This is a genomic window from Methanosarcina sp. 1.H.T.1A.1 (assembly GCF_000979295.1).
In the GTDB taxonomy this organism is placed as follows: domain Archaea; phylum Halobacteriota; class Methanosarcinia; order Methanosarcinales; family Methanosarcinaceae; genus Methanosarcina.
Map to the genome: position 1 here is coordinate 1 of NZ_JJQY01000160.1, position 26,142 is coordinate 26,142.

Here is a 26,142-nt window from a genome sequence, read left to right on the forward strand (position 1 = left end):
TCCAGGTCTCTCAGCTCGTCTGCAGGGTGACCTCGAAGATACACTCGGTGCAAATGTAAAGGTTGGTCCAATGGACTCCGGCCGTATCCCTGGCTGGATCGAGAAGAACTGGCCCCCAAAACAATAAGTCCGAATGTAAATTGAAAACTTTACAGATCCGTGTCTCTCTGACACGGAACTTTCTTCTTTTTTAAAAAATACGATGCATCATAATGAAAGGCTGCAGGCAAATTTTTTTGTAGATTATACTTATACAATGGCGAGTTCGTACTTCTCCCCTTTTTGATAAATGTTGGCCCACTTTCCGCAGATGCCGATTCAATTCCACAATTTTTGCTGCAATCTTTTTGTCTGGAAACTGCCCGGTTATTCAAACATGTGTTTTGAAATTTCCCACAATTTTCGACCTTGTGCCTCCATTCACAGATTCATTTCCATTTCTCGAAGATTCAGTTAAAATAATAATTGCAGATTTGGAAGGATTCTCCAAAAATGATAGAAAGAAAAATGCTATTTTTTGAGGACATCTGCGGAAGATAAGAGTTATGACTAAAACTCCCTATATATTTTGAATTTCATTGACTATTTTTTGAATTTTGTTAGGATTTCTCAGAATTTGTTAGGATAACTATTAACAAATATTAGAAAATTAAATTATAAAATAAATACAATTAGTGAGAATTCAACGCATAAAAAACACATAAATAAGAGAGGGTAGCAAATTATTTTAAATAGAATGAGACGATCTTTGATAGTGGAAATTTTAAAAATGTTAGCCTAAAGAGGTACTATATAGATAATAACCAGTATTCAAGCATTATTCGGGTGTTAACATTACACAGGTTTCGTTGATATTACCGGCTTATAACGAAGTAGCAAGAATAGAAAAAACAGTAAACCAAACTGCAGAAACTCTTAGGGAAATCACATCTTCTTTTGAGATTATTATAGCAGAAGATGGAAGCAGCGACGGGACAGATAGAGTAGCTGGTAAACTTGCTATGGAGCATAACTACGTGAGTCATCTTCACTCGGATTCACGCCAGGGGCGTGGCAGAGCATTGAATAGAGCTTTTAAGTTTGCATCTGGAGATGTTCTTTGTTATATTGACGTGGATCTTGCAACCGATATGAGCCATCTGAAGGAACTAATAGAATCAATCTCAGTAGAAGGATATGACTTTGCAACAGGCTCCAGAATGATGCCTCAGAGCAATGTAAAAAGGCCCTTAAAAAGAGGCATAGCCAGTAGAGGGTTTAATTTTCTGGTGCACACTTTTTTACACTCAAAATTATATGACCATCAATGTGGATTTAAGGCTTTTAAAAAAGACCCATTGTTTAAACTAATTGATCAAGTGCAGGATGAACACTGGTTCTGGGATACTGAACTTATGGTTCTTGCACAGTCTCGGGGATTTAAAGTTAAAGAATTCCCGGTAGTCTGGAGGCATGGAGGCACAACGACGGTAAATCTTAAAAGAGATGTTATAGACATGGGGTCTCAAATTTTCCGTTTATGGTGGAGTTTAAACAGGCAGTCAAAGAAAAAAAAAGAAAAATCCTGCGAGGGGTGCTTTGAATAAAATTGAATCTAAAACAAAGCAGATCTTTTATTTTAGCCTGATAATTTTTTCCATACTTTTACAGGCAGGCAGTGGAATTTGCGGAAAATACGCTGCGATGACAATACAAGAGGCTTCACCTTTTATTACGCTCACAAATATTTATTACTTGCTCTCCCTGGTATTTCTTGTACTGCAGGCGATTGTCTGGCAGCAAGCACTGATACACTATCCACTTTCATATGCTTATCCATTTATAAGCCTGGTTAATTTTGTGATATAATTTTGTTCTGCAATTCTATTCCATGAACAGATCACCAGGTATAACGTTTTAGGGTTACTCATCATATCCTTTGGAATTTTAATACTATCCCGCAGTTTGGGAGAAGAAACATGATTACTTCTTCTACATTTTATTTGTTATTAGTAATCGCATTTACAGGAGTCAGTCAGACACTTTTGAAAATGGGGGCAACCCAGTCCTCTGAAAAAAAATTTACTGCCGCGTATGTGAACCCCTGTACATTTACGGCATATATTTTGTATGTGATAGTAACTATTTTTACAGTGTACGCGCTTAAGGAAATCCCGTTAAAGTTATTTTACACAGCTACCTCCTTAAAATTTGTTCTGGTACTCATTCTTTCCAAAATGGTGCTCTGTGAAAAAATGGACAGTAAGAAAGTAATTGCTATGGGGTTTATCGTATCTGGTGTTATAATATTCAACATGTGAGATAGGAAGAAATAATTTCAAAAATCCATGAAAATCTGCATATTCTGCCCGGATACATATCCTGCCCGAATACTTAACTGCTAGAAATTATCTACACCATGTAGAATTATACAAATGATTATATAAGGAAAAAGCCTATTAAATATGTTTCCGAACTATATATTTTTTAACATTTGTTTAGAAATTAGATGCAGCGGTTTACTGGTCTGGTAGAATGACATTTCAGTCAGACACCCAGGAGCATGAACAAACAGGAAGAACAGCAAATCCAGCTATTCTTAAATAACATGAGAGTGCTTAACAGGTGAACTGTTCAGTATTACTATAGAGACTTTACTTTCTGAACACTCCGGGACCTACTATTCCAGGAAGACCATCAGTAAGGATTATAGGTCAACCACCCCTGAGCTAAAGACTCGGGCTTGTCTAACAAGCCCTGGTTGACCAGATCACCAATTAGGAGCTTCGGAAAATCGGTAAATGATAGGAAAGAAATAGTTACCCTGAAATATCGCCTCAGTTTCAGGCTCTAAGGATGCCAGTTAAACAATCCTGAGAGGTAGGGACAGTGCTTACATCGTGAAACCTTTCCATATCAGATCAAGAGGAAGACGGATTCCGTAATTGACTTGTTCCAGTACGCTGTAACAATCCAACTTCACGAAGTTGAAGTCCACAATTCGGATACGCATTACCCTACTTCGGTAGGTGGAGGGTGATTTATTCGCCTTCATTACATTAATAAAAAACTAATTCAATAGAGCAGGACGTGGAAGTTGACGTATTCCTCCCCTGAGCTAAAGACTCAGGGTTTCCTGCTGAGGTTTTATGAATTCCATCACATGCCCGAAATGCGGCAAAGAATGCGATAAACTTTTTGATTCCGTTTGCAGGGACTGTTTCTTTGAAACCTTCAAACCAATTGAGCTGCCCCTTGTACTCCACGTAAGGATCTGTTCCAGCTGCGGAGCGTACTTTCACAGGAGCCGCTGGGAAAATATCGGCAATATAGAAGAAGTGGTGCTGAAAGCCGTAGAAAATGTCCTTTTTATCCACAATGAAGCCGGAGATGTGGAACTCTGCCTGGAACCAAAAGAAATTACACCTTATATATACATGGTGAGAGCCGAAATAGATGCAATCGTAGAAGAAGAGCCAATCCATGCCGAAGCTGAGACAGAAGTAAGGATTCAGCGGACAGCCTGCGATATGTGCAGCCGTGAGTCCGGAGGATACTTTGAAGCAATCATCCAGATAAGAGCAGCAGGCAGGTTCCCTACTGAAGAGGAAAGGAGGCGCTGCTCTGCCATTGCCAGGGAAGCCATGGAAAGCATGAGGAAGAAAGGCGACCGCCTTGCCTTTATAAGCGAAGCCCTTGAACTGAAGGAGGGAATCGATCTCTACATGGGCTCCATGAACGCCAGCAGGCAGGTATGCCGGCTGATCGTTAACGAACTCGGAGGCAGTTTTTCCGAGTCCCCTACCCTTGTTGGGATGAAAGACGGGAAAAACCTCTACAGGATTACTTTCGCCATGCGCCTTCCGGAGTTCAGGCCAGGGGACGTGATAAGGTTCAGGGGAAGGATTATCCAGATAAGAAGCTCAGGAAAAAAGGTCAACGGGATAAGCCTTGAAGATGGCACCAGGTTTATTTCGACTCCTGAAGAGCTCAAAGGCGCAGAAAAAGTTGCAAATCTTGGGGATGCAGTTTTTACAGTTCTGGTTTCAATCGAAGAAAATGCAATTCTTGTGCTTGACCCTGTGACCTATGAAACTGTTGCAATAAAAAAACCAATGTTCTTTAGTGCAGAAGCAGGAAGCGAAATCCCTGTTCTGAAAACAGAATATGGAATCTTTGCGCTTTCACATTCCGATATTCCACAGGAAAAATGAGAGATCTGGAAAAACGAGGAAACATGCAGAATATCCTTGCAATTGGGTTTGATACACGAAACATTGTCTGCTCCGCAAGCAGGGCAGGTTACACTGTCTGCTCTATAGATGTTTTTCGTGACCTTGACCTTCAGAAATGTGCATATGCATCAGCTCTCCTTGAATGCAGGACTTCAAGCGAACTCCATCAGCTTGATCCTGGCTGGGTAATAGCTCAAATGAACGCCTTCGGGCTTGACTTTGACGCCATAGTACCCGGCTCGGGAATGGAGATGCTGGACCCAGGCAGTTTCCCCTGTCCGGTACTTGCTAGCTGTCCCGACGCAGCTAAGGAAGCTTCAAACAAACTGCACCTTGCAAAAAAGCTTGAAGCCCTTGGGATGCCACACCCTCACTGTTATTCTCCGGAGGAGCTGGACTCTATCGAATACCCTGTTATTCTCAAACCTGCCTCAGGAGGAGGGGGAATCTTTAACAGGGTTGCAAGGAACCGGCAGGAACTGCTGTCAGCTTTAGAAGAATTATCCAGGCTGGACCCGGAGTTTGCAGAAAAGGAGGTTGTAATCCAGGAGTTTCTGGAAGGAATTCCTTCAAGCGTTTCTTTGCTTTCCACAAACAATCAAGCTCTGTCAGTTGCTGTGAATGAACAATTGATAGGGATGCCCTGGCTCTCGAAGCTACCGTTTGCCTACTGCGGAAACGTAACTCCTTTCAGGACAGCGCACGCAGAGGAGATGGAAGCCCTTGCTGAAGAACTGGTGCTTGAACTCGGGCTTCTGGGCTCAAATGGCGTGGATTTCCTGGTTACGGAAAAGGGGCCTGTAGTTCTAGAAGTAAATCCAAGGTTCCAGGGCAGCCTGGACACCATAGAGATGGCGACGGGAATGAACCTTTTTGAAGCCCATATTGGCTGCTTCAGAGGAGAACTTCCGGAAAAACCGGAAGCAAAACGTTTTGCTGCAAGAGGGGTTCTTTACTCGGATCGAGAACTTTTTATAGACAGAAAACTCATGGACTTCATTCTCATGGAAAAAAGTGCTGATATTCCTTCCATGGGAACTGTTACTGAGCCTGACTGGCCCCTTACCTCCCTGTTTGCATGCGCCTCAACAAGAGACGAAGCAATCCGATCTCTTGAAAGAGGGGCAGATAAGATAAAGACTTTTATTGTAAATCGAACGAAAGAAGAAAGGAAGCCCCTGAACTCTGCCGGAAAAGCATGAGGTTCAGTTGTGAAAGTGCAGCTTTTTCCAGATAGGAGAGATCTCTTTGAGAAAAAGCATGATGTAAACTTTAATACTGGTATGTCCAATTCATATTAGGGATTTGAGAGGTGAACACTTTGGTCGATTTAAATGACAAGGTAATTAGAGGATATCTCATGAGCCTTGTAGGGGAAGAAGGGCTTAAAATGATAGGAGAGATGCCCGAAGGTGAGATAACGGATGAAGAAATTGCGGCAAAGACCGGAGTTCTGCTGAATACGGTGAGAAGAACTCTCTTCATACTTTATGAGAATAAATTTGCAATCGTTGTAAGAGAGAGGGATTCAAACAGCGGATGGTTGACATATCTCTGGCACCTGGACTTTTCCGGCATAGAGCACCAGCTTATGAGGGAAAAGAAAAAACTGCTAAGGAACCTGAAGACTCGCCTGGAATTTGAAGAAAACAATGTTTTCTATACGTGCCCGCAGGGCTGTGTTCGCCTTCTTTTTGACGAGGCAACTGAAACAGAATTTCTCTGTCCCATGTGCGGGGAAGATCTGGCCTATTACGACAACTCCCTTTTTGTGGGAGTCCTGAAAAAGCGTGTGGATGCCTTGAGTAGTATATAAGGGATCGGTCTTGACTACCCGGACCCAGGCAATAAGGCTGCTTGAAGAATCAGGCTGCGCCCCTAATGTAATCGAGCACTGCAAGGAGGTTGCCTCACTGGCAGTCGAGATCGCAGAAAAGGCAAAAGCAGCCGGAAATAATGTAAATCCGGAGCTTGTAGAAGTAGGGGCTCTTTTGCACGACTTTGGAAGATGCCGGACTCATGGAATTGCTCATGCAGTTGAAGGATTCAAGCTGGCTAAAAACAAAGGAGTCGAACCTGAAGTTGCCGAAATAATAAAACGGCATATAGGAGCCGGCGTTTCAAAAGAAGAAGCAAAGGAGTTTGGACTTCCTGAAGAGGATTATTTTCCCCGGAGTATGGAGGAAAAAATCGTTGCACATGCCGACAACCTTGTAAAAGGAACGAAGAGAATAACGATAAACGAAAGATTGGAGTTCATGCGTAAAAAGGATATATCTGAACATGTGGTTCAGAGGGTAAAGAACCTCGCTGAAGAAGTTGAGGGACTTTCCCGCTAAATTCCGAATTTTCTGAATTTTCCGAATAGAGAATAATTCGGACATCCAGTATAGAAAAACAGAAAAATTATTTTATCAAATTAGAAAAACAGAAAAATTATTTTATCAAATAATTCTCCGGTTTTAAATGCGAACGCATTTAGAAAAAAGGGGGAAGACTTATATATAGCGATATTAATAATGAGATAATGGATTGCTAAATCCTGCGATTTAAGCTAAAAATGCTCACCTCAACTAAAACATTTTTTTTTAGCAACATTTCTCATTTTTAACTTATTATGAGGGTATGTTTATGGATAATGACAAATATCTAAAAGGCACAACTACCGTAGGAGTAGTTTGTACTGACGGAATTGTGCTCGCAAGTGAACAGCGAGCCACAATGGGGCATTTCATCGCAAGCAAAACTGCAAAGAAAGTCTACCAGATCGATGACCTAGTAGGAATGACCACTGCCGGTTCGGTAGGGGACGCTCAGCAGCTTGTGCGATTGGTAAGTGTAGAGTCACAGCTCTACAAAATGCGCAGGAACGAATCCATGACAATCAAAGGAATTACCACTTTGATGTCGAACTTCTTGAATGCTAACCGCTACTACCCCATGATGGTCCAGCTCCTTATCGGAGGGGTTGACAAAAATGGACCTGGAATCTACTCACTGGATCCAATGGGAGGGAGTATTGAAGAGACAAGGATCTCGGCAACAGGTTCAGGTTCTCCCATGGCTTACGGAATACTGGAAGACCAGTACAGGGAAAATATGACTGTAAAAGAAGGTCTTGATCTTGCGATAAGGGCAATTCACAATGCAACGAAAAGAGACTCAGCTTCCGGAGAAAATATCGATGTAGTCGTAATTACAAAGGAGGCATTCAAAAGGCTGGATCCTGAAGAAGTAAAATCCAGAAGGGCTTCATTAAATTAAATAATTTAACTGTTGGTTTTTTATTTTAATATATAAACTAACACCTTTTTCAAATATTATTTTTTTAACATCCAGATACTTTTTGATTTTTTGACGAAAAGGAAGATTCTTAATGCCTATTGAAGACGTGCTATTAGACCTCAAAAATAAAATTGAGAAAAATCTACCCGCAGGAGTTACAATTACCGACGTCGAATTCGAAGGTCCTCAGCTTGTCCTGTACACTGAAGAGCCCCGTAAATTCGCAGACGACGGGAATATTATCCGCAACCTGGCAAAAGAACTCAGGACACGGATTGCCATGCGTCCTGACCCCAGGGTGCTTGCAACTCCTGAAGACTCTATTTCTATAATTGAAGAAGTTGTTCCAAAAGAATCCGTAATCTCGAGCTACTATTTTGACCCCGATTCCGGAGAAGTGATCATCGAAGCCGAAAAGCCTGGGCTTGTAATAGGAAAGCATGGCGCAACCCTGAGAGAGATTACAAAGCAGATCGGCTGGATTCCCAAAGTTGTCCGGACTCCTCCTATTAAGTCCCGTACAGTGAAAAACATCAGGGAGTTCATGAGGAACAACCTCAAAGAAAGAAAAGAAATCCTGAAAACCGTGGGGAGGAAAATTCACAGGGAGTGTACCTCAAAAGACCAGTGGGTAAGGGTTACAGCCCTCGGGGGATGTAAAGAAGTGGGTCGAAGCTGTTTTTTGCTTTCTACTCCAGAGTCCAGAATCCTGATTGACTGCGGAGTCAATGTAGGTTCTGACGAAAACATGACACCTTTCCTCTACGTTCCTGAAGTTTTTCCATTAAGCTATATAGATGCTGTAATAGTTACCCATGCACACCTTGACCATCAGGGACTTGTTCCCCTGCTTTTCAAATATGGGTACGAAGGGCCTGTCTACTGTACGCCTCCAACAAGAGACCTTATGGTGCTGCTCCAGCTCGACTACATTGACGTGGCGGCTAAAGAAGGAAAGAAGAGCCCCTATGAATCAGGGATGATAACAAAGACCCTCAAACACACCATACCTCTGGACTATGAGGAAGTAACAGACATCGCCCCTGACATTAAACTGACTTTCCACAATGCAGGTCATATCCTGGGCTCGGCAATTTCCCACTTCCACATAGGAGACGGGCTCCATAATGTGGTCTTTACGGGAGACTACAAATATGAGAAAACCAGGCTTTTCGATCCTGCTGTCAACAAGTTCCCCAGAGTAGAAACAGTCATCAGCGAAGCTACTTATGGGAATTCTAACGCATTCCAGCCTGCACTTAAGGACGCTGAAAAGCACCTGCAGATGGTTGTTAAGAATACAGTTGAGCGCGGAGGAATTGCACTTATCCCTGCTTTTGCAGTGGGCAGAAGCCAGGAAGTTATGATCGTGCTCGAAGAGTCCATCAGGAAAGGGATTATCCCTGAAGTCCCGGTCTACCTTGACGGAATGATCTGGGAAGCTACTGCAATCCATGCGACTCACCCTGAATACCTTAATAACGACCTGAGGAAACTGATCTTCCAGAAAGGCCAGAACCCCTTCCTATCCGAATGCTTCAAACCGGTTGACTCCCATGAGGCACGCCAGAAGATAATTCAGAACCCTCACCCCTGTGTAGTTATTTCAACCTCGGGCATGATGAACGGAGGACCTGTTATGGACTATTTCAGGGCCTTTGCCGATGACCCACGCAACACTCTTGTGTTTGTAGGTTACCAGGCTGACGGAACTGTAGGGCGCAGGATCCAGAAGGGATGGAAGGAAATCCCCATGACAGGAAAGAACGGAAGCAACGAAATCCTGAAAATGAACATGGAAGTACAGGTAGTAGATGGCTTCTCAGGCCACTCGGACAGAAGGCAGCTTATGGATTATGTTAAGAGAATGCAGCCCCGTCCGGAAAGAGTGTTCACAGAACACGGAGACGAAAAAGCCTGCGTGGATCTGGCAAGCTCCATTTACAAGAAACTTAAGATCGAGACACGTGCTCTCACAAACCTCGAAACCGTAAGGCTACTGTGACCCCCAGGGGGGCCACAATACTTTTTTTAAGAAAAAAATGTTATTAAAAAGAATAGTAGAAATATAGTCGAGAAAAATTAATAGTGAGATAAGACTTTACGAAACTTTTTTATTCCCCGTGCCCTGGAGCAAATTCAGGACTGAGAAGAGGCTCAAGGCTAAGAAGATGTTCCATTAGCATTTTGTGGTCGCCTACCACCAGATCTGCCCTATCAAGCTCTGAAGGCTCTACATATGTGGGGACTCCGATACAGTAAATATCAGCCTTTTTTGCGGCTTCTACGCCCAGAACAGCGTTCTCTATCACGACACATTCATTTTTCCCGACCTTAAGAAGCTCAACTGCCTTCAGGAAAGGGTCCGGATGGGGCTTGGAATTAAGCACGTCATCTCCAGTGACCACGGCATCAAATATTCCGGGAAAGAGCTGGTCAAGGATTCCGTTAACTATAAGGCGGTCCGAGCCTGAGACTACCGAGAGCAGGAAATGTACCTTAAGCATTTCGAGACATTCTTTCATCCCATCGAAAGCCTTCAGTTCGAAAATTCGTTTGAACTCCTGCCTGTAAATTGCGGTGATCGTTTCAAAATCAAAAGCTTCGGGCTCTTTTCTGGCTTTTCTGATAAGTAGGGGGAGACCGTTCCTGGGGTTTGAACCCTCGATTGCATAGATATCCTCGTCCCGGATTTCCATACCCATATCAAGAAAAGCTTTTTTCCAGGCTGCTGCATGGAAAGGCATGGAGTCTACGAGAACACCATCCATATCAAAAATTAATGCTTTTAACACTTTTCTGGCTCCTGAACCGAAATAAATGGAAAATATTAGAAATGGGAACTATTTTGGAAGATTTGATAAAGTTAATGAATAATTTATGAATCTTCCTGAGTGCAGTTTGGTAAGGAGTTAAGGTAAGGTACTTAAAGTAAAAATGGTTTTGCAGTCTTAAAGCTTTCCCGGCATCCCCTGAAGAATAGGCAAATAATAAAGATTTAGTTAAAGTGGCAAGAAACTTTTATAATACGATTTTGAAAAAGTTTTAAATCTCCTTATAATTCCCTGATAAAAGGAAACAGATTATTCAGAAGGTGTAAACTGAATAAAATAATTAAGTGGTTTTGGAGCAAATAATCTCAGGGGATAATCAGAAAATTCAGGAGATTTAACTTAAATTTATATAAACACTTATGTGCAGTTATTCCTTACCACTGGAAAAAATAAGCAAGAGCCTTAAAATCTTCGAAAGATACCGAAAAAGTTTTTAAGATGAGAATTCTACTTAAAAGTAATAATATAAACACTTTCATTAAATTGAAAGTATCCCAGTTTGGAAGTCTCAAAGAAAACGTAGCATAGAGGCTATATTTACAATAATTAAAGGAGATCAGGGCAGCAAAATAACAGGTAAGAAAGAAAATAAAAATTGCCCTGACATGCGAGATCGGGATAGCTTTCCTGACAAACGAGACTTTCGAGAAAGTTTTAGGTTACTGTATATAAACATTATGTAAGTTTTCTGCATCTTCGCCCTGAGAATTCGGGCGTGAAGGCAGAAAAAAGTAAAATATATGAAATTGATGGGTGGCATATTTAAACTTCATATACAATTTAAGAACACTGTTTAAATATGTCCGAAATGTTTAAGTTTAGTAGAGCACCAACTTATTAAAGATAACGGATGAAAATCTTTTAGAAGGTTTTTACAGGTTATCCCCAATTCAAACTGAATATAACCAAAAATTTGCCCCCCGATATAGAGGGTGGGGAGTCAAAGGAAAAAATAAAGCTACCATTATAAACGAAATCCAGCCGAGGGGATAAATTGCAATCTATAGTACAGGAAGCAATGAAATTCAGCGAAAAAGAGAAGGAATTCCGAAAAACTTCCTCCTCCGATGAAGACTTCGAAGAATTCGGGCAGCCGAGAATTATGATTGTAGGATGCGGTGGTGCAGGAAACAATACCGTAAACCGGCTCTACAACATAGGGATCGAAGGTGCAGAAACAGTATGTATCAATACAGATAAGCAGCACCTTGACAATATAAGGGCTGACAAGAAGATCCTTGTAGGAAAAACCCTCACAAGAGGCCTGGGAGCAGGCGGCTATCCTGAAACCGGAAAGAAAGCCGCAGAACTTGCGAGAGGCACCCTTGAAGAAGTTTTAAAGAATGTCGACCTTGTATTCATTACAGCAGGCCTTGGAGGAGGCACGGGAACAGGAGTTGCACCCGTAGTTGCAGAGGTTGCAAAAGAACAGGGAGCAATCGTCGTAGGGATGGTTTCAAGCCCCTTCAGGGTAGAAAGAGCCCGCGTATTCAAAGCAGAAGAAGGACTTGAAGACCTGCGCAGAGCAGCAGACACAGTAATTGTCCTGGATAACAACAGACTGCTTAACTACGTACCTAACCTTCCGATTGACCAGGCTTTCTCAGTAATGGACCAGTTAATTGCCGAAACCGTGAAAGGAATAACTGAAACCATTACAGTGCCCTCTCTGATCAACCTTGACTACGCCGATATCAGGACCATTATGAGCTGCGGCGGGGTTGCCGTAATGCTTGTTGGAGAATCCAAGAGCCAGGACAAGAGCACGGAAGTCGTGCGGACTGCCTTAAACCACCCCCTGCTTGATGTTGATTACAAGGGTGCAACCGGAAGCCTCGTCCATGTAACAGGCGGGCCTGACCTGAGCCTGAAAGAAGCCGAGGAAATTGCCTCTATGCTTACCTATGAACTTTCCCCAAGTGCCAATGTAATATGGGGAGCAAGGATCAGGGACGATTATGAAGGCAAGGTCCGGGTAATGGCAATCATGACAGGCGTCCAATCTGCCCAGATCCTGGGCCCTCAGGCGGGAGCTGGAATCCTGGAGTCCAGAACCGAAGCTGAGCCTATCCAGGAACAGAGATTCGGAAGAATGTCCACTGGCAGAAGAGGAGAAACTACAGGACATCTCAGAAAAAAGCTCGACGAATCGATTATTGATTTCATAAATTAAAACAGGTTCAGGCAAAAGCCCGGACCCGCAGGTTTCCGGGCTCCCCTCAGGTTATTCTCCGGATTTTTCCGGAGAGCAATCAGAGATTTATGGAAGGAAGCTTCCTCAAGGCAGGTAGCTCGGGTTTTTCCTGACCGGATACTCATTTTTTGAAGTGGTTATCGAACAGATACTCTTTTTTATTAGCGATTCTATTTAAAAAATATGGAAATTTTGATTGCAACAGGACGGCTTGCGGAAAATACTGTGAGGAAAGCAGCTGGAGAAAAAGCAGACGTCCTTGTAGCAGATATCGACATTGCCGCATTTATAACCCCTAAAAAGCTCATGAATGCCTGTCTAGAAGCAGGAATTTCAAACAGGTATGACCTTATTCTGCTTCCCGGGCTTGTAGCGGGGGACTTTTCAAAGGCTTCGGAAGAACTGGGCTGCAGAATCCGGCTGGGCCCAAAACACGCCTATGACCTCAGTTTCGTGCTCCATTTTGCAGAAGAAGTTGAGTTTTCCGAAAAAGTTCCGGCCTGTGAACTTCTCGCAGATGTGCGAAAGGAGATGGCTCTTGAGCTGATCAGGAAAGCCGAAGAGGAAGCCCACCCACCCCTTGCCCTCAGAGGGGTAAAGCTAGGAGGGGATTCCCGCATGAAGGTCATGGGGGAGATTGTCGGAGCAGCGGAAATGGACCCTGCAGACCTGGAGATAAGAATCGAAGCTTTTATCGCCCGTGGAGCAGATATTATCGACATAGGAGCTACACTTAACACCCTTCCGGAACAGGTTAGGAGAACAGTATCCCTTGCGAAAGCCCTCACATGCGTCCCGATAAGTATCGATACGCTTGACCCTGAGCTGATAAAAGAAGGAATAGCAGCAGGAGCAGACCTTGTTCTGAGCCTGAATGGCACGAACATGGAAACTGCAGGTCCGGTAGTTGCAGGAGCAGGCGTTGCAGCAGTTGTAATTCCCGATGAAGGAAACAGTCTGGAAAGCCTGGTAAGAAATATCGAAGCTGCCCGCAGGCTTGGGATTGAAAAGATCATAGCTGACCCTGTCCTTGACCCTATAGGCCACAATATAACAGAATCTATTGTACGCTACCATGAGTTTCACAGGAGGTATCCTGAGGTTCCGTTATTCTTCGGAGCTGGAAATGTAACGGAACTCATGGATGTGGACACCATAGGGGTAAATGCCACACTCTGCGGAATAGGGGCAGAAGCAGGAGCAAGCATCCTTTTTACCCCCGAATACAGCGACAAAGCCCGGGGTTCCATAAGAGAGCTGAAAAAAGCCTCTGAGATGATGCAGCTTTGCAGGATAAGGGAAAGTTCTCCAAAGGACCTTGGAATTGACCTTCTCTGCATAAAGGAAAAAAGAAGGCGCCCTGAAAACCCCCTCCCTGAAAAAGTAATCATGGCCAGAGCTTCGAAGAACTGGCGTGTAGACCCTGCAGGTCCCATTCGAGTCCGGATTGTGCCGGATAGAATAAGCGGAAACGGCGGATTGATTGTGGCTGAACACGAGAAAACCGCAGTTGCAGGAGAGAGTGCCAGGGAAGTTATGGACACGCTGCTCGAACTTGAGCTGGTTTCGCGCCTGGACCATGCTGCATACCTTGGAAGAGAACTGGAAAAAGCCGAACTTGCCCTGCGCTTTAACCGGAGTTATGCCCAGGATGATGTATTCTGAGCACACTGGAAGGCAGACAAAATAGCGATGTGAGAAAATGAAACTCGAAAATGAAGATAAGCAGTCAATCTTTGAGATAGTGGCAGCCCGCTATTTCACAACACAGAACTGGAAATGGGTAAACCTGAGGAAAGACCTCAATAAAATCATCAAATCCTATGAGGAATTGAATGAACAGTATGCCTCTTACTCTTATGTGAGCCGGGACTGGTATGTGGAAAATATGGGATCAAGGAACATCCATATGTGCAATACATGGGATGAGCTTAAGAACCTGGTTGCCTTCCTCAACACCCATGGAAAGACCTTTAACTTCCTTGTGAACACGGGAAACAGGAAGTCATTCTGTATCGTAAGCGACTCAAGAGACCTGAATGAGACCCAGGCACATGCAATCAAAGAAATACAGAAACTGGGTTACAACACCTTTGTGTTCCTTGCTACAGTTCCTGATGAAATAGAATTCCAGCTGCTTCAAGTAAGGGGAGTTAACTAAACTCTCCTTACCGACAAAGAACCGGGCTTCAAAAGACAGATTTTCTTCTTCCTTTACATAAGGTCTTTTTTATTTCATTCCAAACATAAAGTGAACTACCCCACCGATCGGGCTGATGCCCCCGAGGAAGGGGACTTACAACTGTGCCTCCGCACTCCCTTTATTCCGTGTTTTCAGTGTGTTCAGTGGTTTCAGTGTTTTCAGTGGTTTATATATTCGTTTGAGATTAGGTGACTGCTCCCCTCATTAAAATGAGGGTCATCTATCGGTTTTACGAACAGACTGCAATCCCAGTCTGAGAATATTGATAGAAGCATTAAGATCACGGTCAATAGACAGACCACAGAAAGGACACTTATGAGTTCTTTCTGACAGATCTTTTTCTACCAACATACCACAATTTGAACACAACTTTGAAGTATTCTTAGGATCAACAAGTATTACTTTTCTACCAGCGTTCTCAGCTTTGTAGGAAGTATAAGTTACAAGTTTACCCCAGGCTGCATCAAGGATATGCTTTGCCAGATTGTGATTTTTTGACATGTTCTTAATGTTAAGATCTTCAAAACAGATTGTACCGTAATTATCAACGAGATTTTTGCTGAGTTTTTGAACGAAATCTTCTCTTTTGTTAGAAATGCGTTCGTGTACTCTACATAACGATTTATTCAATTTAGCTCTTTCAGGAGTTCCTTTTTCAGTTTTGGAAAAACTTCTCTGAACTTTAGCCAGAGCCTTTTCTTCTTGAATGTAGAATCTCGGATTTGGAATGTAAGTTCCATTCGATAAAGTTGCAAAAGAGAGGATTCCAACATCAATACCTACTGACTTATCAGAATATTCAAGTGGTTGATAAGTTTCAATATCAGTGAGGATTGATACGAACCATTTTCCGGTTGAAGTTCTCCTGATAGTTAAGCGTTTAATATTACCATCAAGTGGTCTATGCATTTTGATTTTTATGTCTCCGATTTTGGAGAGGGTTAACATATTACCATTTAAGGAGAATCCAGATTGTAGGTAAGTAATACTGTCATACCAGCCTTTACCTTTAAATCGTGGATATCCCGCTTTCTCTCCTGCTTTAACTCTACGGAAAAAAGCTTGAAAGGCAAGATCTACACGCATAGTTACATCTTGAAGAGTATGAGAATGAACATTTTTAAGTTCTGGTTTACCTTTTTTCCAGATAGGGATCATTTTCTTAGAATCGTAATAACTGATTTTTTTTTGTTCAGATTCCCATGCATTTTTTCTTAATGCCAAAGTTTCATTATATACCCATCTACACAGTTCCAAAGTAGAATTCAGCTTTGTAACTTGTGATTTTGTTGGATAGATTCTATAACGAGTTACTTTAGGCATAATAAGGAATTAGGCAATTTGACTTAAATAAATATTACTATGTCGAAGTTGACGGGTTGTATCCCACCATTGAAATGGCGGGGATTAGCCCTTATTGCTCCTAAAGATTTAGTTCCATAATTTGGAATCGATGCACTGGAAGAAAAGGCATATTCTTCTGATACTCAAAAAAGGGCAATACGAAACACAGGAAATAGACAACCTACCACAGATTTAAGCAAAAGAAACCACTGGAAAAGAAGAACAGAGGAAGCAAGGCTAAAAGAACAGAGGAAGCAAGGCTAAAAGAACAGAGGAAACAAGGCTAAAAAGAAAAAAGAAAAAAGAAGGGAAAAAGTTAGGAAATCACATAAACAAGGGTGCAAACACAACAGCCACAATGCTCATGAGCTTAATGAGGATGTTGATTGCAGGACCTGCTGTATCCTTGAAAGGATCACCTACAGTATCGCCGGTTACACCTGCTTTGTGGGCATCAGAACCTTTTCCGCCGAAGTTTCCGAGTTCAATGTATTTCTTTGCATTGTCCCACGAACCTCCTGCATTAGACATTGTGATTGCAAGCATGAAACCTGAAACCACGGAACCTGCAAGGAGTCCGCCAAGAGCCCCGGGGCCAAGCACAAGTCCGACTAAAAGGGGTGCAACAACGGCAAGGACTCCGGGTGCAACCATCTCTTTAAGAGCAGAGTGTGTTGAGATTGCAATACATTTACTGTAATCCGGATCAGCTTTGCCTTCCATCAAACCTTTAATCTCTTTAAACTGTCTCCTCACTTCAACCACCACTTCACCTGCCGCATTTCCGACAGCCAGAATGGTCATTGATGAGAAGAGGAAAGGAAGCATTGCACCTATAGTAAGCCCGATGAATACATTCGGATTCATAACATCGATAGCATCGAGACCCACTGCAATACCATATGAAGCAAAGAGGGCAAGTGCAGTAAGAGCTGCGGAACCAATTGCGAAACCTTTACCCATAGCTGCCGTAGTGTTTCCTACCGCATCAAGAGTATCGGTAATCTGGCGCACCTCTTTCTTCTGGTGAGACATCTCTGCAATGCCTCCTGCGTTATCAGCTACGGGGCCGTATGCATCGACTGAGAGAGAGATCCCGAGCGTTGCAAGCATTCCGACAGCTGCAATAGCTATGCCATAGAGGCCGGCGAGCTGGAACGAAATATAGATTGCAGCACTGATGATAATAACAGGCCAGATAGTTGATTCCATCCCTTTTGAAAAACCTGTGATGATGTTTGTAGCTGAGCCTGTCTGACAGGAATTTGCAACCCTGAGAGTCGGCTTTTTATCATACGATGTGTAGTACTCCGTAATCTGCCCGATGAGGAAACCTGCAACAAGCCCTGCAACGGTTGCAAAGAATACGTTCAGCCCGTACTCTCCAAGAAGCTGGCCTGTAACGAAGTATGAAGCAATGACAGTAAGAACGATTGCAGCAATCAACCCCATATTAAATGCCATGTGGATTGCTGAAGACTCGGTCTTGTTTGTACGGACAAAAAAAGTACCGATAATAGATGCAAGAATTCCAACAGCTGAAATAACCAGCGGAACTAGAACAACGTTCTGAACCGGGATGCCAGGGAAAGTAGTTGCTGCTGTTGATGCTGCAAGAAGCATCGTTGCAAGGATTGAGCCTACATATGATTCATAGAGGTCAGCCCCCATTCCGGCAATGTCTCCGACATTATCTCCGACATTGTCAGCAATTACAGCAGGGTTTCTCGGGTCATCTTCCGGGATCCCGGCTTCGACCTTGCCTACAAGGTCTGCACCGACATCAGCAGCTTTGGTAAATATCCCGCCGCCTACGCGAGCAAAGAGAGCGATAGAAGAAGCTCCGAGTGAAAAACCCGCAACAATGTTCACGGTGGTGAGCAGACCCAGATCTAAGGCACTTGAAAGAATTATAAATGAAACAGACAGCCCAAAAAGACCAAGACCTACAACACTCATCCCCATAACGGCACCTGATGCAAATGAAACCTTGAAAGCAGGACCAATACCCCTTGTGGCAGCATTTGTGGTCCGCCCATTCGCAATAGTAGCCGTAAGCATCCCTGCATATCCAGCTGTTGCGGAAAGCACTGCACCAAAAACAAAACATGCTGCAGTGAGAACTCCGTTAGGCAGAATTAATGCAATTACAATTGCAAGGAAAACGACAAAAACAGCGATTGCACGATATTGCCTGTTAAGATAGACCATGGCTCCATCGTGAATTAACGCAGTAATTTTCTTAATAAGATCATTACCTTCGCCTTCGTTTTGGACGTTTTTGTAGGAGATACCTGCAAAAATCAGACCAATAAGAGCACATATTGGTGCAAGGTAGATTAACATATCCATAATTTCAACCATCCTACCAGAAAACACATCCGGAACATTTCAATAAAGATATCCTCAGAAGTATTTTTGTGATAATAGATGGGTCTTTGTATATAAATTGATACTGGATTTTCCATTGAAACTCTGGAGAAACTGAGAATTCAGCCCACGCACAACAAAAATATTTCATTGCGAATTGACACGTTGTTACAATTTTATATAAATCTACTCGACAGTAATATTCCGCCGGTCTTATAGATTAGACTTTTCCTTCTTTTTTGTTATCGATTTGTTTTTTTAGACAACTCCTGTGATTTAGACGACTTTTGCTGGTTAAACAGTCCAATTATTCAGGCGATTCATCCTGGTTAAACAACTCTTACTGATACAGGAGACCTCTGGGAGTTAAACGGTCAAACGGTCCCTGCTCATATCTGGGTCCGACCCATTTATCTCAGGGCAAAAACCCGGGGTTCTCCCTCGCCAGATGAATACGGAAACTTATTACCTTGTTAGTAGAATAAATATATATCCAAATTAGATGAGCAAAAGGAAAAGATGGTCTCTTCGTTCACATTTCCAGTCTTATCCACTATTTCTTTATAAGAATTATAGCCGGAACTGAGAGTGTCAAAAAAATTACCGAAAAAGATGCAGGAAAAAATCACTGGTTTCTCCGGAGATTATATTCAGAAAACCCTTATCAAACCCTCTTTTTGCCCCCTGACATGCCCCCCTCGATCCTGCAGATTTGAATTTTATTAATATCAATTATAGGAAAAAAATGGTCGTATTTTAGGGAGTTGAAAGGGACCTTTGATGAGGCAAAGGAGCGCAAACGTTTATATAAAAAATAACTATTTACGCTGTCATCGAAGATGAGGCTTTACCAATTCAAAATAATATTTTAGAATTAATACTAGATTGATATGTAAAAATCGTTATAAAATAAAAATAAATACATGTTGGAGATAATGAGAGAGATTGAAGCTAAAGGATAGGAACTCTGAAAAGGAATTATAAAAAAATGATAATGTGAAAGGGTATCAAAACCAAAGGATAGGAAATTTATGGAAGGTTTAATATTTATTGCTCCTTTAGCAGGCATTATAAGTTTGGTCTTCGCTGCTTTTTTCGCAAAAAGCGTCCTGAAAGAAGATACCGGCAATGAGAAAATGCAGGAAATAGCCGGTGCAATTCAGGAAGGGGCTATGGCTTATCTAAATCGCCAGTACAAAACGATTGCAGTAGTTTCGATCATTCTCGCGTTCCTGATTCTTATTTTGCTCGATGATGGGCTGAAAATGGCCATAGGATTCCTGGCAGGTGCCATAAGTTCGGCTGCTGCCGGTTATATAGGAATGAGCGTCTCAGTCAGGGCAAACGTCCGGACTGCTCATGCTGCATCAAACGGAATTGAAAAAGCCATGTCAGTTGCATTCCGCGGGGGGGCTGTAACAGGACTTGCAGTGGTAGGACTTGCACTGCTCGGGACAAGTGGCTTTTACATCCTCTATGGGAACGTTGACTTAGTTGTCGGATTTGGTTTCGGAGCCAGCCTTATCAGCCTTTTTGCCAGGGTTGGCGGAGGAATCTTTACAAAAGCTGCAGATGTAGGGGCAGACCTCGTAGGCAAGATCGAAGCCGGGATCCCGGAAGACGATCCCAGGAATGCAGGAGTTATTGCCGACAATGTGGGTGACAATGTGGGCGACTGCGCAGGGATGGGGGCAGACCTCTTTGAGACGTATGTGGTTACTTCTCTGGCTGCCATGCTACTCGGTTCCCTTGTTATCGGCACTTACGAAAACGCCATACTCTACCCGCTGATACTGGGTTCTGTCGCAATCTTTGCATCCATCATATCTGTCTTCTTTGTGAAGATAGGAAAAGAAGGGAAGATCATGCAGGCTCTCTACAAGGGCGTAGGCGGCTCTGCAATTATCAGCCTGGTTGCTTTCTATTTCGTAACCAACTCCCTTATGGGTGACATCAGATTTTTCTATGCCACTATCGTAGGCATCGTTATCACGGTGCTTATGGTGATGATTACGGAATACTACACTTCCACAAGCTACAGACCAGTAAAAACAATCGCAGCTGCTTCAGAAACAGGGGCTGCAACCAATATTATTTCAGGGTTATCAATAGGCTTCGAAAGCACGCTCGTGCCTACTGTAATAATTGTGATAGGTATACTTACTTCGTACTTTATCGTGGGAGGAGCAGCAGACGCGGGGATAGGGCTCTACGGAATTGCCATCGCTGCCGTTGCAATGCTCTCAACCACAGGTATGATAGTTGCTCTGGACTCTTATGGCCCTATTACGGATAACGCCGGTGGAATTGCCCAGATGGCAAACCTTCCAGCTAAGGTCAGAAAAGTCACGGATGCCCTTGATGCCGTGGGAAACACCACAAAAGCGGTTACCAAAGGATATGCAATAAGCTCTGCAGCTCTGGGTGCACTTGCTCTCTTTGCAGACTACCGCAACAAGGTAAACCTTAATGGACAGTCCCTGAACCTCGACGACCCTGTGGTGCTTGCAGGACTTCTTCTCGGAGCACTGCTGCCGTTCATATTCAGTGCAGTTACGATGAGCGCGGTGGGAAAAGCTGCTTTTGAGGTTGTAAATGAGGTCCGCAGGCAGTTTAGGGAGATCCCTGGAATTATGGAAGGGACAGCTAAGCCAGAATACGGACGCTGTGTTGACATAGTAACAAAAGCAGCTATCCATGAGATGGCAATGCCCGGTTTCCTTGCCGTAATTGTGCCTCTGCTTGTGGGGTTCATCCTTGGCCCGAAAGCACTTGCAGGGCTTCTCATAGGGCTTATTATAGTCGGGTTTATGCTCGCCCTCCTGATGGATAATGGAGGAGGAGCCTGGGACAACGCAAAAAAACTGATTGAAGATGGAAATCACGGAGGAAGGGGCTCAGAAGCTCATAAAGCTGCAGTAGTCGGGGATACCGTAGGTGACCCTTTCAAAGACACTGCTGGGCCTGCCCTTAATGCCCTGATCAAAGTTGTGAATATGGTGGCAATTCTCTTCTCATCCCTTATAATACACAGCGGCCTCTTCTAAGGGAAGAGAAGGATCTGGAATCCCTTAATCCGGGAATCCATTTCCCCAATTTCACATTTCATTTTTATCCTGGTTTTTTATTTTATCGGATGATCCGCTTTTTCAGGCAATTTCCCCTTAAAAACAGACTCGTTTTTTTAAGTACACCCCATGAATCAAATTATATTTTTCAATCAGTTTTCCTGCAAAAATAATCTGTATTATAGAATGGCATACTCATGTTTTTATAGATGAATAGAAATTTTTCAGAGAATTTTACATTTATAGACTAAATTTATTCCAATATAAGAAGAGATTAAAGTTGTCCATTATGGGATAAATAGTCATTATAGAGAAGAATATGACTTAAAAAATACTCAAACATGACCAGAAAAATAGAAAAGATAATATAATAGGTAATATAATAGGTAATCTCATAATATTATGAATAAAAATATGATTTAAATTAAAATATGAAAAGAGTTAAGGAATTAATAAACGTTTAGAAATAAAATAAGTTATGAAGGTGAGATTCGCAGGTGAAAATGCCAAATAAAAGTGCCAAAGTGCCCTGTAATTACACATTTGATAGTTCAGCAGATGGCACGAAACAAATCACCGCGAAATAATAGAAAAGATAAAAGAAGGAAATTAGACCTACCTAAAAGATCCGCAAAAGCAGCAGAAAAGTAACTGAGTCTGGAAAGAAACAGAAAAAAGAGCTGCATAATTAGAAATAAGTTAGAAGTAGTGTGAGCGGGTTGGGGAGTGGGGGGTCATATGGGGAGTGGGGGGTATGGTATGTGAAAAAAGTTTCCCGCTCACATTACTCACATAACCCCTATTCAAAGTAATTATATAAATAGCTATGCATTTCTTTCTAGTTAAATATAATAGAGAAAATATCGGGACTATGCGGCCCATGAAAAACAACATCAAGAGCCATTTTTAAAAAAAATTGATGGGCCAATTTAGGTGAATTTATTTTATATAATTGTTGACTATTGATTGTGTTTTATTCATTTCTCCCCGGTTAGTAACCATACAGCCAATTTTCACCAAAATCGAGATCAATCGACTTGTTTTTACAGGCTGAATAGTTATAGGAGATCAGGTAAGAACATTATATAGAATTTTATATTTATATAATATATTTAACAGATGTTTAAGAGAAGAACCCGTAAATATTGAAAAAGGAATAACAGGTTTCAGGAGAGTAGTCACGATAAAAAACTTATACGAGATTGCGAGTTTTAAATTCTATGAACCCTGAGAGGCGTTTGATTTATATTGCAGTTTTTGCAATTATGGGGCTTTCCAATGCTGTAATCCCCATCCTCCCAGAACTTGCAGCCCGCTATCACAGTACGTATGGAGAATTTGCATCAAGCCTGCTCTTTTCAGGGTACTTTCTGGGAGCCCTTGCAACAATGCTTCCCTTCGGGATTCTGGCTGACAGATTCGAAAACTTCAGGTTAATAGGACTTGGCATTATCCTTACAGCCATCTCAGGGCTAATTATCCTTTTCTCCGAAAACCTGTGGGTCCTTCTGATTTCCAGGTTTATGGAAGGCTCTGCCTGCGGAGCTTTTTTTCCTGCAGCCTTTTCTACACTTTCAAAGTGTAAAGATCCAGGACGGTGCATGGGAGAATTCACCTTTCTATTCAATGCAGGGCTGGCTTCGGGAGCTTTATTCTCAGGACTGCTGGCAGATATCTACCTTAAAGGTGCCATCCTTATATTCACTTTTATGGCTTTACTTTCGGTTATCCCTCTTCTTCCCAGGCACAGAGAGCTCATTAACCTGAAAGGAACGGGAGGAAGATCAGATTTACTGCCAGGTCCGGGTTCTCTCAAAGACCATTTCAAACATTCTTTCGGCGAAGTTGCAGGGCTTCTTAACCGCCACAATTCAGGGATATGGCTGAGTTCTTTTTTGCTCAACGGAGCAATAGGAGTTCTTATAGCCTACTACCCTGATTACAGTTTAGGAGTCCTGACAAAAGCCCAGCTTGGAAGCGCTATTGCGAGCCTATATATCTGCGCCATGATCACTTCTCTTCTGGTTGGGCGTTTTAGAGTCAAGGAAAAGACAATCATCCGGATAGGATTATCATTTTCTGCCCTTGGCGCCCTTTTTGCTATCAAATACCCCTTTCTGGGTTTTTCAAGCCTCGGGGGAGGATCAGGAATTGCAATGGTAGGTTTTGCCCTGGCTGTTGCAAGAATGGATACAGATAAAGGTCTTGCAATGGGGCTTTTTAACACAACCATATATGCAGGCCTTTCCTTGCTTCCGATCGCTGCAGGGCTCCTTACAGGTATCCTGAGCTTTGAAAAAATATTTGTCGCAACTGGTTGTATCCTGGCAGGAACCCTTCTATTAGAAAACTGAAAGATAGTCCCCACATTCAAATGTATTCACATTCAAATGTATCCACATTCAAATGTATCCACATTCAAATGTATCCACATTAAGATGTATCCACATTAAGATGTATCCACATTAAGATCTTTGGAAGGCGCTTCCCGGACGGTGGTACCACTATCCCCTAAAAAAGATGAAAAAATTCATAATAAGAACCAGAAAGAAATAGATCCCTGAGAAACCAGAAATATCTGAAGCTTGCAGGAAAATAAGATTGTGGAAAGTAGAATTATAGAAAATTAAATAACTGGTCAGACACACAGAACAGAAAAAAACCATGAACTCGAAAAAACTCATACTCTACTCTTCAGTCTTTGCGATCCAGGGCCTTTCTAATGCAGCAATTCCCGTCCTTCCCGAGCTTGCGGGAGAGGGAAACGCGAGCCCTGCTGTCTCAAGCCTGCTTTATTCCGGATATTTTATAGGGGCTTTTCTTACACTACTTCCATTCGGAATCCTTGCAGACAGGATAGGAAACCTGAAGGTAGCAGGCCTGGGAATTATACTTACTGTTATTTCGGGGCTTTTTATTTCATTTTCTGACAACCTGTGGATTCTCGGCACCTCAAGATTCGTAGAAGGTATGGGCTGCGGGGCTTTTTTTCCTGCGGCTTATTCCATGCTTGCGGAATGGAAAGACAGCCAGCGAAGTCTGGGAGAATTTAATTTTCTGTTAAATGCCGGACTGGCTGCAGGAGTTTTTTTCTCCGGAATGCTTGCGGAAATGGGAATCAAAACTGCAATAAATATCTTTACCATTCTCGCGGGTTTTTCCTTTGCCTCAATTCTCCCGGAAGCCTGGAAACTGATATCTTCAGGCAGCTCTGGCTGGAAGAAGAAAAAATCCGGCGCCTCAAACAGTAAAGAATCTTCAGGAGAGCAAACTGAGACCTTAATGCCCTTCGAACCTGCCGGACACCGGAAAAAAGCCCGGAAAGCGTTTTCTGAAAGCGGCTTCTGGAAGATATGGGGAATTTCAGTCCTCCTCTACGGAGCCACCGGCCTGTTGACTTCAAACTATCCGGACTACAGTGCGGACTTCCTGACAAAACCGGAGCTGGGGCTTGCAATTTCAGCCTCATATATAGCTGCAATGTTGAGTTCCCTGGCTGCAGGGAGAGCAAGCGCGGATTATAAGAAAATAATCAGGACAGGAATAGTCCTTGCAGCTGTAGGTGTTCTGCTCTCCATAAAAGCACCTCTGCTGGCATTCTTATTTATTGGTGCAGGGGGAGGGGCTGCAGTGATAGGGCTTGTTACTGCCGTATCCAGGATAAGTTCGAGTGGATTTGCAATGGGGATCTTTAATACAGGAATTTACGCAGGCCTCGGGCTGGTACCGGTTTTTGGAAGTTTATTTATAGATCCTTTAGGCTATGAAACGGTGTTTCTCGGAAGCTCTCTGGTGCTTCTTATGATGCTTTGCATAAAGTTTGAATAAAAACCGTAAAGACCAGGCAAAAGCCATAAGAATCAGATAAAAACTTTTAAGGGAGATTAAATATCCTGTAGCAAATATCCTGCAGCAGGAACCTCTGAGGACCCACAGAAGCTTTAAAAAGCTCAAAAACCCTATCCTATGAATAACCGTACCCTTTTGAAATCAGGTGATTGATTGAAAATAAAGGCAAGAGTTCAGCTGAGGAAAAATGCAAAGAACAAGATGTTAAAAGACCTTGAATCCGCCTTCGGTGAAGAGATGGCAGATCTGGAAAACAAAACTCTGGAAAAGGTTACTCTGGATGAATATTCCCTTATCCTTGTGGAAGGCAGACCTCTTCTGTTTGAAATAGAGGGGACTCTTTTCCCTACAGTCCGCGGAGCTCTTGAGATGGGGCTACAGAAACGTCTTGTTGTTGTAGACAAAGGAGCTATTCGTTTCGTTTCAAACGGAGCGGATATTATGGCCCCGGGTATCCTGGAAGCTGACCCCGAAATAAAAGAAGGGGATCTCGTAATTATAGTTGAAGAGACACACAGAAAACCTCTTGCCATAGGAAAAGCCCTTATGGAAGGGCAACAGATGGTTGATGCAGATTCAGGAAAAGCCATAAAGTCAATAACCTATGTAGGAGACAAACTCTGGAATTTTGAGTTATGAGGGAGCTCATAAGAGGGACCCTGTTTGAGAGAAAATGTCCCTGTAGCAAACGGAAAAATTCCTGAACAGAAGCTGGTAACCAGTGTGGCTTTATAATAGCAAAATTAATTAATATAGATCCCAATATAGGACAGTACTATCC

Annotated in this window: 21 protein-coding genes; 17 read left to right on the forward strand and 4 right to left on the reverse strand. The window is 42.7% G+C overall.

Translation table 11 applies throughout. The features are described from left to right. The 10 genes from EO95_RS18620 to EO95_RS16545 form a co-directional block, all read left to right on the forward strand. Positions 1–127 (forward strand): hypothetical protein (locus EO95_RS18620; RefSeq protein ID WP_327037179.1); only part of this gene is annotated, 127 nt, incomplete at its 5' end. Between the two features lie 220 nt (positions 128–347). Continuing rightward, positions 348–521 (forward strand): hypothetical protein, encoded by a 174-nt coding sequence (locus tag EO95_RS17785; RefSeq protein ID WP_156164091.1) that lies wholly within the window; start codon positions 348–350, stop codon positions 519–521. A 327-nt stretch (positions 522–848) separates the two neighbouring features. After that, positions 849–1,586, forward strand: coding sequence for a dolichyl-phosphate beta-glucosyltransferase (locus EO95_RS16505; RefSeq protein WP_235283075.1), 738 nt, complete (start codon positions 849–851; stop codon positions 1,584–1,586). 372 nt (positions 1,587–1,958) lie between these two features. Further along, the gene (locus EO95_RS16515) at positions 1,959–2,300 is read left to right on the forward strand and encodes a hypothetical protein (RefSeq protein ID WP_048136507.1); all 342 of its coding nucleotides are present in this window, start codon (positions 1,959–1,961) and stop codon (positions 2,298–2,300) included. An 828-nt stretch (positions 2,301–3,128) separates the two neighbouring features. Then, positions 3,129–4,193 carry a 60S ribosomal export protein NMD3 gene (locus tag EO95_RS16520; RefSeq protein WP_048136508.1) on the forward strand — a complete coding sequence of 355 codons (1,065 nt, stop codon included), beginning with the start codon at positions 3,129–3,131 and terminating at the stop codon, positions 4,191–4,193. Beyond that, positions 4,190–5,416 carry an ATP-grasp domain-containing protein gene (locus EO95_RS16525; protein WP_235283076.1) on the forward strand — a complete coding sequence of 409 codons (1,227 nt, stop codon included), beginning with the start codon at positions 4,190–4,192 and terminating at the stop codon, positions 5,414–5,416. The genes EO95_RS16520 and EO95_RS16525 overlap by 4 nt, the downstream gene beginning before the upstream one ends. Positions 5,417–5,535: 119 nt before the next feature. Next, the gene (locus tag EO95_RS16530; RefSeq protein ID WP_048136509.1) at positions 5,536–6,030 is read left to right on the forward strand and encodes a transcription factor; all 495 of its coding nucleotides are present in this window, start codon (positions 5,536–5,538) and stop codon (positions 6,028–6,030) included. Positions 6,031–6,040: 10 nt separating this feature from the next. Next, the gene (locus EO95_RS16535) at positions 6,041–6,553 is read left to right on the forward strand and encodes an HDIG domain-containing metalloprotein (RefSeq protein ID WP_048136510.1); all 513 of its coding nucleotides are present in this window, start codon (positions 6,041–6,043) and stop codon (positions 6,551–6,553) included. Between the two features lie 292 nt (positions 6,554–6,845). Then, the gene (psmB, locus tag EO95_RS16540; RefSeq protein WP_048136511.1) at positions 6,846–7,478 is read left to right on the forward strand and encodes an archaeal proteasome endopeptidase complex subunit beta; all 633 of its coding nucleotides are present in this window, start codon (positions 6,846–6,848) and stop codon (positions 7,476–7,478) included. A 112-nt stretch (positions 7,479–7,590) separates the two neighbouring features. Then, complete coding sequence (locus tag EO95_RS16545; protein ID WP_048136512.1) at positions 7,591–9,504, forward strand: beta-CASP ribonuclease aCPSF1; 1,914 nt, start codon at positions 7,591–7,593, stop codon at positions 9,502–9,504. 109 nt (positions 9,505–9,613) lie between these two features. On the opposite strand, the gene EO95_RS16550 is transcribed toward EO95_RS16545, so the two are convergent. Then, entirely contained in the window at positions 9,614–10,294 is a 681-nt protein-coding gene (locus EO95_RS16550) for an HAD family phosphatase (protein ID WP_048136513.1), read from the reverse strand. Between the two features lie 1,033 nt (positions 10,295–11,327). Between EO95_RS16550 and ftsZ the strand changes: the two genes are divergently transcribed. Next, on the forward strand, positions 11,328–12,506 hold the full coding sequence (gene ftsZ, locus EO95_RS16555) for a cell division protein FtsZ (protein ID WP_048136514.1): 1,179 nt from the start codon (positions 11,328–11,330) through the stop codon (positions 12,504–12,506). On the opposite strand, the gene EO95_RS17790 is transcribed toward ftsZ, so the two are convergent. Next, positions 12,503–12,652, reverse strand: a complete 150-nt coding sequence (locus EO95_RS17790; RefSeq protein WP_156161162.1) for a hypothetical protein — start codon at positions 12,650–12,652, stop codon at positions 12,503–12,505. The genes ftsZ and EO95_RS17790 overlap by 4 nt on opposite strands. 58 nt (positions 12,653–12,710) lie before the next feature. Here EO95_RS17790 and EO95_RS16560 point away from each other — a divergent pair, with 58 nt between their 5' ends. Beyond that, a complete protein-coding gene (locus EO95_RS16560; RefSeq protein WP_048136515.1) occupies positions 12,711–14,192 on the forward strand; it encodes a dihydropteroate synthase-like protein in 1,482 nt (493 codons plus the stop codon). Positions 14,193–14,229: 37 nt separating this feature from the next. After that, complete coding sequence (locus EO95_RS16565; protein WP_048136516.1) at positions 14,230–14,688, forward strand: hypothetical protein; 459 nt, start codon at positions 14,230–14,232, stop codon at positions 14,686–14,688. Between the two features lie 258 nt (positions 14,689–14,946). Here EO95_RS16565 and EO95_RS16570 read toward each other — a convergent pair whose 3' ends face one another. Together EO95_RS16570 and EO95_RS16575 are read right to left on the reverse strand one after the other, a co-directional pair. Next, the gene (locus tag EO95_RS16570) at positions 14,947–16,053 is read right to left on the reverse strand and encodes an RNA-guided endonuclease TnpB family protein (protein ID WP_048136517.1); all 1,107 of its coding nucleotides are present in this window, start codon (positions 16,051–16,053) and stop codon (positions 14,947–14,949) included. A gap of 345 nt (positions 16,054–16,398) precedes the next feature. Next, a complete protein-coding gene (locus tag EO95_RS16575) occupies positions 16,399–18,426 on the reverse strand; it encodes a sodium-translocating pyrophosphatase (protein ID WP_048136524.1) in 2,028 nt (675 codons plus the stop codon). Between the two features lie 1,049 nt (positions 18,427–19,475). Between EO95_RS16575 and EO95_RS16580 the strand changes: the two genes are divergently transcribed. The 4 genes from EO95_RS16580 (at position 19,476) to EO95_RS16600 (ending at position 26,000) form a co-directional block, all read left to right on the forward strand. Then, positions 19,476–21,491: a sodium-translocating pyrophosphatase gene (locus EO95_RS16580; RefSeq protein ID WP_048136518.1), complete on the forward strand. Its 2,016-nt coding sequence runs from the start codon at positions 19,476–19,478 to the stop codon at positions 21,489–21,491. Between the two features lie 1,241 nt (positions 21,492–22,732). Then, positions 22,733–23,866 (forward strand): MFS transporter, encoded by a 1,134-nt coding sequence (locus EO95_RS16585; RefSeq protein ID WP_048136519.1) that lies wholly within the window; start codon positions 22,733–22,735, stop codon positions 23,864–23,866. A 310-nt stretch (positions 23,867–24,176) separates the two neighbouring features. Continuing rightward, positions 24,177–25,340 carry an MFS transporter gene (locus tag EO95_RS16595; RefSeq protein WP_048136521.1) on the forward strand — a complete coding sequence of 388 codons (1,164 nt, stop codon included), beginning with the start codon at positions 24,177–24,179 and terminating at the stop codon, positions 25,338–25,340. Positions 25,341–25,514: 174 nt separating this feature from the next. Continuing rightward, positions 25,515–26,000, forward strand: a complete 486-nt coding sequence (locus tag EO95_RS16600) for an RNA-binding protein (protein WP_048136522.1) — start codon at positions 25,515–25,517, stop codon at positions 25,998–26,000. Positions 26,001–26,142 lie beyond the last annotated feature (142 nt).